The following is a 12,878-nucleotide window of genomic DNA, read 5'->3' on the forward strand; positions in this document are numbered from 1 at the left end:
ATCAAACGCTCTACACGGTCCGAACGATGCCCCTGATGCTCCAGAACATTCCTACCCACGTGATTGCCGGGGCCCTGGGCGCCGGCAAGACCAGCCTTATCAAGCACCTGCTCGCCCAGCGCCCGGCACACGAGCGCTGGGCCGTGCTGATCAATGAGTTCGGGCAGATCGGCCTGGACGCCGCCCTGCTCACTCAGGATGACGACGGCATTGCCCTGGGTGAAGTCGCCGGAGGCTGTCTGTGCTGTGTGAATGGAGCCCCGTTTCAGGTAGGGCTTGGTCGCTTGTTGCGCAAGGCCAAGCCTGACCGGCTGTTTATCGAACCGTCGGGCCTGGGCCATCCGGCGCAATTGCTCAAGCAGTTGCGCGCAGCGCCGTGGCAGGAGGTGCTGGCCGTTCAGCCTTGCGTGATGGTGTTGGATGCGCAGGCCCTGGCGGCAGGCAAACCATTACCGCCAGCGCAACAGGAAGCGCTGGCCCGTGCAGGCCTGCTGGTATTGAACAAGGATGAAGCGCTGGACGCCGCACAGCGCCAGGCGATTGAGCGGTTGTTACCGGAATGTCCGCTTTACTGGACGCGTCAGGCCGGGCTGCCTCTGGAGCAATTGCCTGGCCTGCACGAACACGCGAGCAGCGCTGTGGATAACTTAGACGTGCCAAAAGGCCTGGCGCAAATGCCGGCCATCTGGAGCGATCCTACGTTGCCGATTTGCCTCAGCCAAGCCCAAGAGGGCGGCTGGAGTATCGGCTGGCGCTGGCACCCGAGCCAGCAATTCGATGCGCAGCGCCTGTATCAATGGCTCACACACCTTGAATGGCGCCGCGCCAAGCTGGTTATCCACAGCACAGAAGGTTGGGTTAGCGCCAACGCTGTGGATAACAGCCCGCTCGTCTGGCAACCCAGTGAGTGGCGTCGTGATTCGCGGGTCGAGTTGATTTTCAGCGAGCCACAGGACTTGGCCGCGTTGCAAGCTGCATTGGCGGCCTGCCGTTACTGACGGTTCTTGGTGCCGTGGTCCTGGCGCCACTGGCTCAGCTCGATCACCTCGGCGCTAGGCAGCGGCGTCTTGATCTCGAACGGGTAGGGCGCGAGTTCGATATGTGCACTGTGGGCGCCAAATTGGGTAATCGTACCAGGATGGCGGGTTTCCCCGGTCACGGTGAACTCGAAATTGTAGATACGTGCCAGGCGCCGTCGACCGTTGGCATCCTTCACAAAACCGATGCGCTTGAGCGCCACCGCGCCGTCCAATAGTTCGATGTCGAGCTTGGCGCAATGCTGCTTGACCCGCTCCAGCGCCCGTTCGCGCAAGCCGTGGTTGTGCCACACCCAGGCGGCGCCGGTCGCCAGCAGCATCAACACGAAGATGTTTCCCAGGGTCAGCATGCGATGAACTCCAACAAAGTGAGAGCAGCTTAACTGTGTCGCCGGTCTGTCGTATAGGCCGTGTTTAGTCGCATACTGCGCGCCCAGAATTTCAACGGCTTGGCGGAATCCCCTGCATGAAACGCACACCTCATCTGCTTGCGATCCAATCTCATGTGGTCTTTGGCCACGCCGGAAACAGCGCCGCCGTGTTCCCCATGCAGCGGGTTGGGGTGAACGTCTGGCCATTGAACACGGTGCAGTTCTCTAACCATACGCAGTATGGCCAGTGGGCGGGCGAAGTGTTGGCGCCGCAGCAGATTCCGGCGCTGGTGGAAGGCATCGCCGCGATCGGCGAGCTGGGCAACTGCGACGCCGTGCTGTCCGGCTACCTCGGCAGTGCGGACCAGGGCAGGGCGATCCTCACCGGCGTGGCGCGCATCAAGGCCCTCAACCCCAAAGCCCTTTATTTGTGCGACCCGGTGATGGGCCACCCGGAGAAAGGCTGCATTGTGCCCCAGGAAGTCAGCGATTTCCTGCTGGACGAAGCCGCGGCCATGGCTGACTTCCTGTGCCCCAACCAGCTGGAGCTGGACAGCTTTGCCGGGCGCAAGCCGCAATCGTTGTTCGATTGCCTGGCCATGGCCAAAGCGTTGCTGGCGCGCGGGCCGAAGGCAGTATTGGTCAAGCATTTGGATTACCCCGGCAAACTGCCGGATGGTTTCGAAATGCTGCTGGTGACCGCCGAAGGCAGTTGGCACCTGCGCCGACCGTTGCTGGCGTTTGCGCGTCAGCCCGTGGGCGTTGGCGATTTGACCTCGGGGCTATTCCTGGCGCGCGTTTTGTTGGGCGATAGCCTCCTGGCCGCCTTTGAGTTCACCGCCGCAGCGGTGCATGAAGTGCTGCTGGAGACCCAGGCTTGCGCCAGTTACGAGCTGGAGCTGGTGCGCGCCCAGGATCGTATCGCCCATCCTCGGGTGCGTTTTGAAGCCACGGCCATCGGCCTGTAGGATCATTCCTGATTGAGCCAGGCAAAGGGCGTCCGTTAATATCGGACGCTTCTTCATCCCCTGTGTTTTTCAAGGAAGAACCATGTCCCCCTTATTCCCTTCGCTGCGGGCGCTAACCGCCCTGGTACTGATGTCGCTGCTGGCCGGTTGCAGTGTGAACGGCACTTACCCTGACGCCACCGAGCCTGATGCCGCCAAGCTGCGTTTCATCTCTAATACGTCCAATACCACCATCGACGTCTACGACGCTCAGCACTGTATGGGCCAGACCACTGGCATGCTGAATAATATTTTCCTGGTCGATACCCGGCGGCGTGTCGACATGTCCGTCCCCCCGCCAGCCAAGGCCAGGGGGTTGCTGGAGTTCAAGCTGGCGCCTGGCAAAGAGACGATGTTGATGATTAATACCAATGGGGGTAGCTACGTTTGCGGCAAAGCACTGAGCATCACGCCAAAGGCAGGGGAAGAGTATGAAGTGACCTTTGACATGGCGCGGGGGGTTTGCACGACTTCGTTGCAGCGCCTGGTCCGATCTAATGGCAAGGACGTGCGCATTCCACAGCCGATATTCGAGAACGGCATGCCATCGTGCGCAGGCAAAAGCCCGATATTCGGTAAGGTTATCCCCGTCACGCCACACCGTACCGCGTTGATCAACGCGATCGTTGAAACCCATATGCAGCTCATCACGTTGATGGAACCAGACACAGCGCAGCGCCCGCAAGCCACCGAAGAGGCGATCGCCGAGCGCAAGGCGAAATTTGGCCAATTCACTCCACCCGAGGCCTATTGGGCTGAGTACCGTCAGAACTATGCACGGGTGAATCAGGAGTTGGCCGGCCGCAAGGCGCGTACTCTTGAGCTTTATGAGAGGGTTTACCGCATGCGGCTGAGCGGCACCGAAGATGCCATTCTGGAGCAGTGGCAAAACCCGACAGACGCCGCCGTGGTAGAGCGCGTCAAGGCGAACGACAAGTTGATGGCGCAGTACTATCAGAACACCAGCAAAGCGGTGATGGTAGACATCGTTAACCATCACATTGAGCGCATGAGCCAGTTGGATCAGCGATTTGATGTGTGCGCCCACTACGATCAGTGCTGGCGGTTGTAGGGGCGGGGATTGTTCGCCCCTACAAGGGAAAAGGGCTTATAGGGCGTCCGCCTTGATTTCCTGGTAGCGCTTTTCCAGCTCCTGGCGGATCTGGCGGCGCTGCTGGGCTTGCACGAACCGGCGTTTGTCTTCGCTGTTGTGCGGTTGCAGCGGCGGTACGGTGGCCGGTTTGCGCTGGTCGTCCACGGCCACCATGGTGAAGAAGCAGCTGTTGGTATGGCGCACCGAGCGCTCGCGGATATTCTCGGTCACCACCTTGATGCCCACCTCCATCGAGGTGTTGCCGGTGTAGTTGACCGACGCGAGGAACGTCACCAGTTCGCCGACATGGATCGGCTCGCGGAAAATCACCTGGTCGACCGACAACGTGACGACATAGCGGCCGGCATAACGGCTCGCGCAGGCGTAGGCGACTTCGTCGAGGTATTTGAGCAGGGTACCGCCGTGGACATTGCCTGAGAAGTTGGCCATGTCAGGGGTCATCAATACCGTCATCGACAGCTGGGCGTTTCCGGGTTCCATAGCACACTCACGGGTTGTAGGCATTGGTTGGGGGGGCACCTCTGCAGGTGCTGGAATCTTTGCAGCGCCATCCCTAACGGGACGCCGGTGGGCGGCTTGCCGTCACGCTTCTACCGATCTGTTTCCATATCTTGCGCCGGCTTTCTGCCGGAAGTCGCGGTGTTAACCCGCGGCGGTCATGCCCAAGCGCATGAGCCGAGTGTTCGGCATGTATGGCGAATGGCTGCGCAGCATTCAGCCATAGGGCGAGAGCGCGATGCTGGTGTCGATAATCCGCAAGATCATCCTGCAGGTGGGGGTGAACCTGGCGCTGGTGGTCGCGATCTTCTTTACCAGCAGTTTTTTTGCGGCGCGTATCGGCGGGTATCTGGAGGGTTGGATCAGTGATCCAAGCTGGCAGAAGGCGTTGATCTGGGGTGGGGCGTTCCTGTTGTCGCTGCCCTTCCTGATCGCGGCGTACCGCAAGCTCAAGGCGCTGTCGATGCTGCTGGCGGAGATGAGCGTGAAGCCGGAAATGGCCGGGCGGCATACTCAGCGCGTGCGGCGGGTGATTGCGGAGCTGATCCCAATCCTCTCGCTGCTGGTGATTTTCCTGCTATTGGCAGCCTTGTCGGCCAGTATCCTGCCGACCCACAAGTTGCTGGTGCTGATCGCCGTGGTCACGGCAGCGGTGGCGGCCCTGCTCTGGCGGTGGTGCATCCGCGTGCATACGCGGATGCAGGTCGCATTACTGGAGACGCTGGATAATCACAAGGATACGCCAGAGCACTCACACCGGCCTGGGTGTGGACTCAGCTTTCCAGCCAGACGTCCCGCGCCCAGTGCCACACCGATTCCCAGGTTTCTTCGGTGACAAGCTCTTCTTCGCCAGACCACAGCACCACCGTGCCGTCTTCCTCGACGCAGTAATAGTCGTCACCGTCCTGGCAGATCGGGATCATGCTGCGATCAACGCCGGCATCCCAAGCGTTTGCTGCCACGTCCGGCAGGTAGGTGTGGGATTGTGGGTCGGTGACAGTCACCGGCTCCAGGCTGCCGTACACCACGTCGCTGACGGTCAGCAGGAATTCCCGGAAGACAAACGGGATGTCGATGAACAGTTGTTCCTCGATTTCCACAATCTGATCTTCATCAGGCAGTTCCAGGGGAACCGGGACCGGTTCGTTGGCTTCACGCAATTGTTCGATGATTTCTTCCACGGCCGGGATCCTCTTGCTAGATGGCGCGGTTTATAGGGGCGTTTTATACAGTAGCTCGCTATAAGTGCAACCGTGAAATAGAAAACCCCGGACAGGTCCGGGGTTTTTTGTGACTGCCTGCTCAAGCGTGCGGGGATCAGCCGTTCTGGCGGATACCGGCGACCAGCCATGGCTGGTTCTCGCCTTGTGGGCGTTCCATGTTCCAGCTTTCGCTGAACACTTCACCCTGGTCGAAGCGCGAGGTCTTCGACACACCGCTGAACGTCAGTGTGGCGATGGTCTTGTCGGCGCGATCATCCACACCGTCCAACTGTACGCGCAGGTCTTCAATGTAGGTCGACTGGAAAGCGTCGCCCAGGTCGGCACGTTCGCGCTTGAGGAACTCCAGCAGTTGCGGGGTCACGAACTCGGCGATCTTGTCCATTTCGTTGGCGTCCCAGTGCTGCTGCAGGGACTGGAAGTGGCTGCGGGCCGCTTCGACGAAACGTTCTTCGTTGAACCAGGCCGGTGCGTTGATCACCGGGCGGGCTGCAGCAGGTGCTGCCGAACCACCGAAGATCGAACCCATGGCTGGTTTTTGCTCGAACGCTTCACGCTGCATCGGCGCGCCGGCGGGAGCCAGGTGCTCCTGCTGCTTGCGGCGACGGGCAGCGATAAAGCGGAAGATCATAAAGGCGATGACCGCCAGGATCAGCATGTCGAAAATCTGCATGCCCTCGAAGCCGCCCCCCATGAACATGGAAGCGAGCAGGCCACCGGCGGCGATACCGGCCAGAGGGCCTAACCAGCGCGAAGCACCGCCAGCCTTGGCAGCAGCGCCCGCAGCACCGGCTGCGCCTGCGGTAGCCGCAGCACCGCCGGATGGAGCCATTTGGCTGGTCTGGTGAGTCGGTGCTGCCCCCGAACTTTTGCCGCCACCGAAGCGCTTGGCGTTGGCGTCGATGCTCATCGTCAGGCCGATGCACAACGCCATGGCGATGCTAAGAAAACGTTTCATAAAGGGAATTCTCATTTGTGGATTGCACGCGCGCCATGTTGCACAGGTGCAGTGACAGTGGCTAGCGACATAATGTTTCGGGCTTTTGCGTAGGACCGGCTCAGAATGGTCTGTAGGACTTATTACAGATATTGGCCCGCGCTTGCTAAAAACAAGGGCGGGCCAATCACCTTCATGTAGGCAGATGTTTCAAATGGCTTCGAGCTTCGCGTAACCCATCATCAGCCACTTGCTGCCTTCGGCGAAGTTCACCTGCACCCGCGCCTGGGCACCCGCGCCTTCGAAGTTGAGGATCACGCCTTCGCCGAACACCGAATGCCTGACCTGCTGGCCAAGGCTGAACTGGGTTTCCGGAATTTCTGAGCCGGCGAACAGGCTGCTGGCGCTTTGCTGCTGGCCTCCGCCGAACGGGCGGCTGACGCTGTTGGAAAGGCGCACTTCCTGAATCAGACCCTTCGGCACCTCACGTACGAAGCGCGACACCTTGTTGTAGGTCTCGCTGCCGTACAGGCGTCGGGTTTCGGCGTAGGTCATCACCAGGTTCTGCATGGCGCGGGTGATGCCGACGTAGGCCAGGCGACGTTCTTCCTCTAGACGGCCAGGTTCTTCCAGGTTCATCTTGTGGGGGAACAGACCTTCTTCCATGCCGACCAGGAACACATACGGGAATTCCAGGCCCTTGGCGCTGTGCAAGGTCATCAGCTGGATGCTGTCTTCATGCTCATCGGCCTGGGTGTCGCCGGCTTCCAGCGACGCATGCCCGAGGAATGCGGCGAGCGGAGTCAGCTCTTCGTCTTCCTCGGTGTTTTCGAACGCACGGGCGGCGCTCACCAGTTCCTCAAGGTTTTCTACCCTGGCCTGGCCTTTCTCGCCTTTTTCCGCTTCGTGGTAGGCGATCAGGCCGGACTGTTCGATCACGGTCTGAGTCATCAGGTGCAGCGGCATTTCCGCGCATTTGGCCGAGAGGTTCTCGATCAGCTCGACAAACACGCCCAGTGCGCCCGCTGCACGACCGGTCAGGCCTTTATTGGCGATCAGCAAGCGCATGGCTTCCCACATCGACACATCGGCATGGCGAGCGTGGTCGCGAATCGCCTCGACGGTTTTCTCGCCGATGCCACGTGCCGGGATATTGATGACGCGCTCCAGCGCCGCATCGTTGCCACGACCTTCCAGCAAGCGCAGGTAAGCCATGGCGTTCTTGATTTCGGCACGCTCGAAGAAGCGCTGGCCGCCATAGATGCGGTACGGGATGCGCTCGCGCAGCAAGGCTTCTTCCAATACCCGCGATTGGGCGTTGGAACGGTAAAGAATCGCGATGTCGCTGCGTGCCAGGCCGGTTTTCAGCGCGCTTTCGATGGTTTCTACCACGTAGCGTGCTTCATCGTGCTCGTTGAACGCGGCGTACAGGTTGATCGCTTCGCCTTCGCCGCCGTCGGTCCACAGCTCTTTGCCCAGGCGCCCGGTGTTATTGGCGATCAAGGCGTTGGCGGCCTTGAGGATACCGGCGGTGGAGCGGTAGTTCTGCTCCAGGCGGATGGTGACCGCGTCCGGGAAGTCTTCGGAATACTGGTAGATGTTCTCGATTTTCGCGCCGCGCCAGCCGTAGATCGACTGGTCGTCGTCGCCCACCACCATCAGGCTGTCGCCGCCCTTGGCTAACAGGCGCAACCAGGCGTACTGCACGGCGTTGGTGTCCTGGAACTCGTCCACCAGAATGTGTCGGAAGCGTTTCTGGTAATGGGCCAGCAACCCTGGGTTGTCGCGCCACAGGTCGAGGGCGCGCAGCAGCAGCTCGGAGAAGTCGATGACCCCGGCGCGCGCGCAGGCGGCCTCGTAGGCTTCATAAATGCTGCGCATGGTGGCCAGGAACAAGTCGCCGCTGGCCTGGATATGTTGCGGGCGCAGGCCTTCGTCTTTCTGGCCGTTGATAAACCATTGCGCCTGGCGCGCCGGCCAACGCTGTTCGTCGAGGCCCAGTTCGCGGATCACCCGCTTGACCAGGCGTTGCTGGTCATCGCTGTCGAGGATCTGGAAGGTCTGGGCCAGGCCCGCTTCCTGCCAGTGGGCGCGCAACAGGCGGTGCGCCAGGCCGTGGAAAGTGCCTACCCACATGCCGGCCGGGCTGATGCCCATCAACTGCTCGATGCGGTGGCGCATCTCGGCCGCGGCCTTGTTGGTGAAGGTCACCGACAGGATGGAATGCGGGGACGCGTTCTCGACCTGGATCAACCAGGCGATACGGTGCACCAGCACTCGGGTTTTACCGGAGCCAGCACCGGCCAGGACCAACTGACGGCCAACGGGGGCTGCTACGGCCTGGCGTTGGGCATCGTTGAGGGAGTTAAGCAAAAGAGAGAGATCATCGCGCATCGGCGCATTCTATGGCCCACGGGAGAGTGGGGCAAATACCAATGCCGGGTGGTCGACGTAAAACAGTCGGGGTGATGACCGGTCGGTCAACGGTCGCAGCCCGCGCAGCGTCTCGTTCAAGCCGTCTGGCTCCGGAGTTTGCGCTGCCTGAGCGTGCGGATTTTATGACGTGGAGCAGTTTGGCCGGAGCGCTTGCTTGTGTATGCTCCGTCGACGTTTCGGGCTCACCATTATAAGAACACTGCCTATGACCCTCAGCACCGATCTGCTCGGCCCCTCGGCGGCGCCCGCGCAGGTTCTTCGCAAACACTACGCCACCGAGATGGCGGTCGAGCGCACGCGCCTGCTGTATCAAGGCTCCCTGCTGCCGACCCTGTTGATGCTGGTCAATGGCCTGGTCTGCGCCTGGCTGCTCTGGAACCCCGAGCAATACCTCTTGGACAGCATCTGGCTGGTCTGGCTGCTGGCCCTGGTGGCGATGCGCGTGATCCAGGTGGCGGCGTTTGATTCAGCCATGCCCAGCCGCCAGGCCCAGCCGATATGGCGACGCGTGTTCATGCTCGGCTCGGCGGTCAGCGGCCTGACCCTGGCTATTGCCGCCATCGCGCTGGTGCCGGCGGACAGCTTTATGCAACAGGCCTGGGTGTTTGGCCTGATTGGCGCCGCGACGCTGTCGGCCAGCGTGGCCTATGCCGTGAGCCTGCCGGCGTTTTTGTCTTTCGCCTTGCCGTGCCTGGTGCCGGCGATCATCTACCTGTTCTGGAGCGGCGACCCGCGGCAGCGCGGTTGGGGTGTACTGGGCCTGATCCTGCTGGCGTCCTTGAGCCTGGTGGCGTGGCAGGTCAATCGCCTGATCCAGCGCGGGCTGCTGCGACGCTTCCAGAACCAGGCGCTGATCGAGCACCTGCAACAGGCGCAGCAGCGCAGCGAACAACTCAATCAGGAGTTGGTGCGCGAAGTCGAACAGCGCCGCCAGGTCGAGCAGGAACTGCGTGACGCGCAAATCGGCCTGCAGGACCGCGTGGCGCAACGTAGCCAGGAGCTGGACGCCGCCAGCCTGGCCCTGAATAAAAGCGAAGCGCGCCTGGCCATGGCCCTGCAAGCCAGTGAACTTGGCCTGTGGGACTGGAACCTGCAAACCGACGAAGTCCACCACACCCAGCTCAAGGAATTGTTCGGCCTGGAGTCGGAGTACGTCACGGCGATGCTCGGCCATCTCAAGCCGCGCCTGCATCCCGAAGACCTGCCGCTGCTCAAGCGCGCCCTGGTGGAACACCTTAAGGGCCGCAGCGAGGACTATCAGGTGGAGTACCGCGTGCGCCACGGCGATGGGCACTGGGTATGGATCGAAGACCGTGGCCGTGCCGTGGAGCGCACGGCCAACGGGCGAGTCACGCGCATGCTTGGCACGCGCCGCGATATCAGCGCCGGCAAGGCGCTGGAGGAACAACAGCGCCTGGCGTCGACCGTGTTCGAGGCGGCCAGCGAAGGTATCGTGATTCTTGACCCGGACTACAAGCTGGTCGCCGTCAACCAGGCGTTCAGTCGTGTGACCGGTTTTGAAACCGGCGACATGATCGGCCGCAATGTCGTGGAGCTGCCCAGCAGTCGTGATGCCCGCCGCCACTTCCCGGTGATCCGCCAGGCGCTGCTCAGCCACGGCACCTGGCAGGGCGAGCTGGTGGAAACGCGTAAGAACGGCGAGCTGTACCCGCAGTGGCTGCAATTGAACGTGGTGCGCGATGTTCGGGGGAAAGTCAGCCATATCGTGGGTTTCTTCGCCGATCTCTCGGCCAGGCGTGAGTCCGAAGAGCGCATGCGCTACCTCACCCACTATGACGAATTGACCGGCCTGGCCAACCGCTCGCTGTTCCGCGAACGGCTGCGCGAGGCTCATCAGCGCGTGCGTCAGGGCGGGCGCAGCCTGGCGCTGCTGCATATCAACCTGGACCGCTTCAAGCTGCTCAATGACAGTTTGGGCCATGAAGTCGCCGACCAATTGCTGCAGAAAGTGGCGCGCCGTCTGATCAACGCCTTGCCCGAGGCCGACACCATCGCACGCCTGTCCGGGGACGAGTTCGCCGTGTTATTCGACGCTTATGGCAACCTCTCGAGCCTGGCGCGAGTCGCCACACGACTGTTGGCCAAGCTGCGCGTGCCGGTGACGGTGGATGGGCATGAGCTGGTAGTGAGTGCTTCGATGGGCGTCAGCCTGTTGCCGGACAATGCACGGGAAATTTCCGCGCTGGTCAGTCAATCGAACATGGCGATGCAGCACGCCAAGCATCTGGGCGGTAATAATTTCCAGTTCTACACCGACAGCCTGCAAGCCAGCACCCTGGAGCGCTTACAGCTGGAAAACCACTTGCGCAAGGCCATCGAGGAGCGCCAGCTCATGGTGTTCTACCAACCGAAACTGTGCCTGGCCACCGGTAAGCTGAATGCTGCCGAAGCGTTGATCCGCTGGGAGCATCCGCAGTGGGGCATGGTGCCGCCGGGGGACTTTATCGGCCTGGCCGAAGAGACCGGCCTGATCGTGCCACTGGGCGAGTTCGTGCTGCGCGAGGCCTGCTGGCAAGCCTGTGAATGGCAGCGTCAGGGGTTGGCGCCGATTCGAGTGTCGGTGAACCTGTCGGTGCATCAGTTGCGCCAGGGCAAGGTGGTCAGCCTGGTGCGTCAGGTGCTCGAAGAAACCGGGCTGGCCCCGCAATACCTCGAGCTGGAGCTGACCGAAAGCCAGTTGCTCGACAGCGTTGAACACATCATCGCAACCTTCCAGCAACTGCGCGACCTGGGCGTGAAGTTGGCCATTGATGATTTCGGTACCGGTTATTCGTCCCTCAGCTACCTCAAACGCATCCCCGTGGACTACGTGAAGATCGACCAGAGCTTTATCCGTGGGCTTGGCCAGGGGCGTGAAGACGCGGCCATTACCCGGGCAATCATTGCCATGGCCCATGGGTTGGCGCTCAAAGTGGTGGCCGAAGGTGTGGAGGATCAGCAGCAGCTGGATTTCCTGCGAGGGGAGCAGTGTGACGAAGTGCAGGGCTATTTGATCAGCCGGCCGATGCAGGCCGAAGGGTTGGCAGATTTGTTACGGAAAAATGCAGATTTTCCTGAGTGACGCCAAGGCCGCCCCTGTGGCTACAACTTGGCCGCCCTTAGATTCAAAGGGGAGCAGGGCGATTTAGTGATGCTTCGGACGGGCAAAACGACAATTCTTGTAGTATAACTACAAGATTGCTACATCCTTGGCCCTGCCCATAACAAGAGTCCTGCCCTTTGAACCTGTTGCAACATATCGCCCAGTCGCGCCACCTGTTACGCAAATCGGAACTCAAGGTTGCCGATCACGTGCTGCTTGACCCTGCGGCTGTGATGCACAGTTCCATGGCCGACCTGGCCCATAGTGTGGGCATCAGCGAGCCGACCATCGTGCGCTTCTGCCGCGCCATCGGTTGCTCCGGGTTCCAGGACTTGAAACTCAAGTTGGCCCAAAGTTTGGCCGCCGGTGCCAGCTTCGGGCAATTTGCGATTCACGAAGACGATTCCGTCGCCGACTACAGCCTGAAAATCTTCGACACCACCCTGCACACCCTGATGGAAGTGCGCGAGAAGCTCGACCCGGTGGAGTTGCAAAAGGCCGTGACCGCTATGTCCCAGGCCCAGCGTGTCGAGTTCTACGGTTTTGGTGCTTCGGGCGCAGTGGCCGCTGACGCCCAACACAAGTTCTTCCGCCTGCTGCTCACCGCCGCCGCCTACAGTGACCCGCATATGCAGGCAATGTCGGCGGTGACCTTGAAGCCTACCGACGTCGCCATCTGTATTTCCCAGTCGGGCCGTTCCAAAGACCTGCTGATCACCGCCAATCTGGTGCGTGAAAGCGGTGCGACCCTGATCACCCTGTGCCCGAGCCAGACGCCGTTGGCGGAACTGTCTACGGTCAACCTGGCAATCGACGTGCATGAAGACACTGAGATTTATACGCCGCTGACCTCGCGTATCGCCCACTTGGTGGTGATTGATGTGTTGGCAATGGGCGTGGCCATGGCGCGCGGGCCGAGCCTGGTCAACCACCTCAAGAGCGTGAAGCGCAGCTTGCGTAGCCTGCGGTTGTCGCCCAAGTCGGTCAAAGCCCTCGACGATTGATTCAAAGTCACACTCGGTCAAATATGGGAGGCCCCACTACATCTTCGACGTAGCGCTGTCGCGCATCAAACTGGTTCATCGTAAGGTTATAGAACGCGTGCGGGGCAAAGGCCGTAGCCAGCACTGGTGTGTCAGCACCCGAGTGGGAGAG

The 12,878-nt window shown here is 61.1% G+C and carries 10 protein-coding genes and 1 pseudogene; 6 read left to right on the forward strand and 5 right to left on the reverse strand.

The features are described 5' to 3' along the window. Positions 1 to 35 precede the first annotated feature (35 nt). Positions 36 to 998 (forward strand): CobW family GTP-binding protein, encoded by a 963-nt coding sequence (locus AACY08_RS17565; RefSeq protein WP_339470607.1) that lies wholly within the window; start codon positions 36 to 38, stop codon positions 996 to 998. Here AACY08_RS17565 and AACY08_RS17570 read toward each other — a convergent pair. Beyond that, positions 992 to 1,387: a DUF3301 domain-containing protein gene (locus AACY08_RS17570; RefSeq protein ID WP_339418616.1), complete on the reverse strand. Its 396-nt coding sequence runs from the start codon at positions 1,385 to 1,387 to the stop codon at positions 992 to 994. The genes AACY08_RS17565 and AACY08_RS17570 overlap by 7 nt on opposite strands. Before the next feature lie 116 nt (positions 1,388 to 1,503). On the opposite strand from AACY08_RS17570, the gene pdxY reads away from it, so the two are divergent. Further along, complete coding sequence (pdxY, locus tag AACY08_RS17575) at positions 1,504 to 2,376, forward strand: pyridoxal kinase PdxY (protein ID WP_339470593.1); 873 nt, start codon at positions 1,504 to 1,506, stop codon at positions 2,374 to 2,376. A gap of 82 nt (positions 2,377 to 2,458) precedes the next feature. Then, entirely contained in the window at positions 2,459 to 3,487 is a 1,029-nt protein-coding gene (locus AACY08_RS17580) for a hypothetical protein (RefSeq protein ID WP_339470595.1), read from the forward strand. A 36-nt stretch (positions 3,488 to 3,523) separates the two neighbouring features. On the opposite strand, the gene AACY08_RS17585 is transcribed toward AACY08_RS17580, so the two are convergent. Then, positions 3,524 to 4,009, reverse strand: a complete 486-nt coding sequence (locus AACY08_RS17585; RefSeq protein WP_339418621.1) for an acyl-CoA thioesterase — start codon at positions 4,007 to 4,009, stop codon at positions 3,524 to 3,526. A 169-nt stretch (positions 4,010 to 4,178) separates the two neighbouring features. Between AACY08_RS17585 and AACY08_RS17590 the strand changes: the two are divergent. Further along, positions 4,179 to 4,778, forward strand: a pseudogene (locus AACY08_RS17590) (cation:proton antiporter); the annotation flags it as partial. 22 nt (positions 4,779 to 4,800) lie between these two features. Here AACY08_RS17590 and AACY08_RS17595 read toward each other — a convergent pair. The 3 genes from AACY08_RS17595 to uvrD all read right to left on the reverse strand — a co-directional run bounded on the left by AACY08_RS17595 (position 4,801) and on the right by uvrD (position 8,578). Then, the gene (locus AACY08_RS17595; protein WP_017135771.1) at positions 4,801 to 5,208 is read right to left on the reverse strand and encodes an SMI1/KNR4 family protein; all 408 of its coding nucleotides are present in this window, start codon (positions 5,206 to 5,208) and stop codon (positions 4,801 to 4,803) included. A 136-nt stretch (positions 5,209 to 5,344) separates the two neighbouring features. Continuing rightward, positions 5,345 to 6,205 (reverse strand): Tim44 domain-containing protein, encoded by an 861-nt coding sequence (locus AACY08_RS17600; protein ID WP_339418622.1) that lies wholly within the window; start codon positions 6,203 to 6,205, stop codon positions 5,345 to 5,347. A gap of 189 nt (positions 6,206 to 6,394) precedes the next feature. After that, positions 6,395 to 8,578, reverse strand: a complete 2,184-nt coding sequence (uvrD, locus tag AACY08_RS17605; RefSeq protein ID WP_339470597.1) for a DNA helicase II — start codon at positions 8,576 to 8,578, stop codon at positions 6,395 to 6,397. 247 nt (positions 8,579 to 8,825) lie between these two features. On the opposite strand from uvrD, the gene AACY08_RS17610 reads away from it, so the two are divergent. Both AACY08_RS17610 and hexR read left to right on the forward strand, forming a co-directional pair. Next, positions 8,826 to 11,702 (forward strand): EAL domain-containing protein, encoded by a 2,877-nt coding sequence (locus tag AACY08_RS17610; protein ID WP_339470600.1) that lies wholly within the window; start codon positions 8,826 to 8,828, stop codon positions 11,700 to 11,702. Positions 11,703 to 11,860: 158 nt separating this feature from the next. Beyond that, positions 11,861 to 12,727, forward strand: coding sequence for a transcriptional regulator HexR (gene hexR / locus AACY08_RS17615; RefSeq protein WP_010168370.1), 867 nt, complete (start codon positions 11,861 to 11,863; stop codon positions 12,725 to 12,727). The last annotated feature ends 151 nt before the right edge of the window (positions 12,728 to 12,878 follow it).

It is taken from the genome of Pseudomonas sp. EL_65y_Pfl1_R83 (assembly GCF_963970695.1).
Lineage (GTDB): Bacteria > Pseudomonadota > Gammaproteobacteria > Pseudomonadales > Pseudomonadaceae > Aquipseudomonas > Aquipseudomonas tritici.

Excerpts from the sequence above, each read along its gene's own strand:
- AACY08_RS17610 (WP_339470600.1), top strand. The coding sequence starts at position 8,826 with ATGACCCTCAGCACCGATCTGCTCGGCCCCTCGGCGGCGCCCGCGCAG.
- AACY08_RS17600 (WP_339418622.1), bottom strand. The coding sequence starts at position 6,205 with ATGAAACGTTTTCTTAGCATCGCCATGGCGTTGTGCATCGGCCTGACG.
- AACY08_RS17585 (WP_339418621.1), bottom strand. The coding sequence starts at position 4,009 with ATGGAACCCGGAAACGCCCAGCTGTCGATGACGGTATTGATGACCCCT.
- uvrD (WP_339470597.1), bottom strand. The coding sequence starts at position 8,578 with ATGCGCGATGATCTCTCTCTTTTGCTTAACTCCCTCAACGATGCCCAA.
- AACY08_RS17580 (WP_339470595.1), top strand. The coding sequence starts at position 2,459 with ATGTCCCCCTTATTCCCTTCGCTGCGGGCGCTAACCGCCCTGGTACTG.
- pdxY (WP_339470593.1), top strand. The coding sequence starts at position 1,504 with ATGAAACGCACACCTCATCTGCTTGCGATCCAATCTCATGTGGTCTTT.
- AACY08_RS17570 (WP_339418616.1), bottom strand. The coding sequence starts at position 1,387 with ATGCTGACCCTGGGAAACATCTTCGTGTTGATGCTGCTGGCGACCGGC.
- AACY08_RS17565 (WP_339470607.1), top strand. The coding sequence starts at position 36 with ATGCTCCAGAACATTCCTACCCACGTGATTGCCGGGGCCCTGGGCGCC.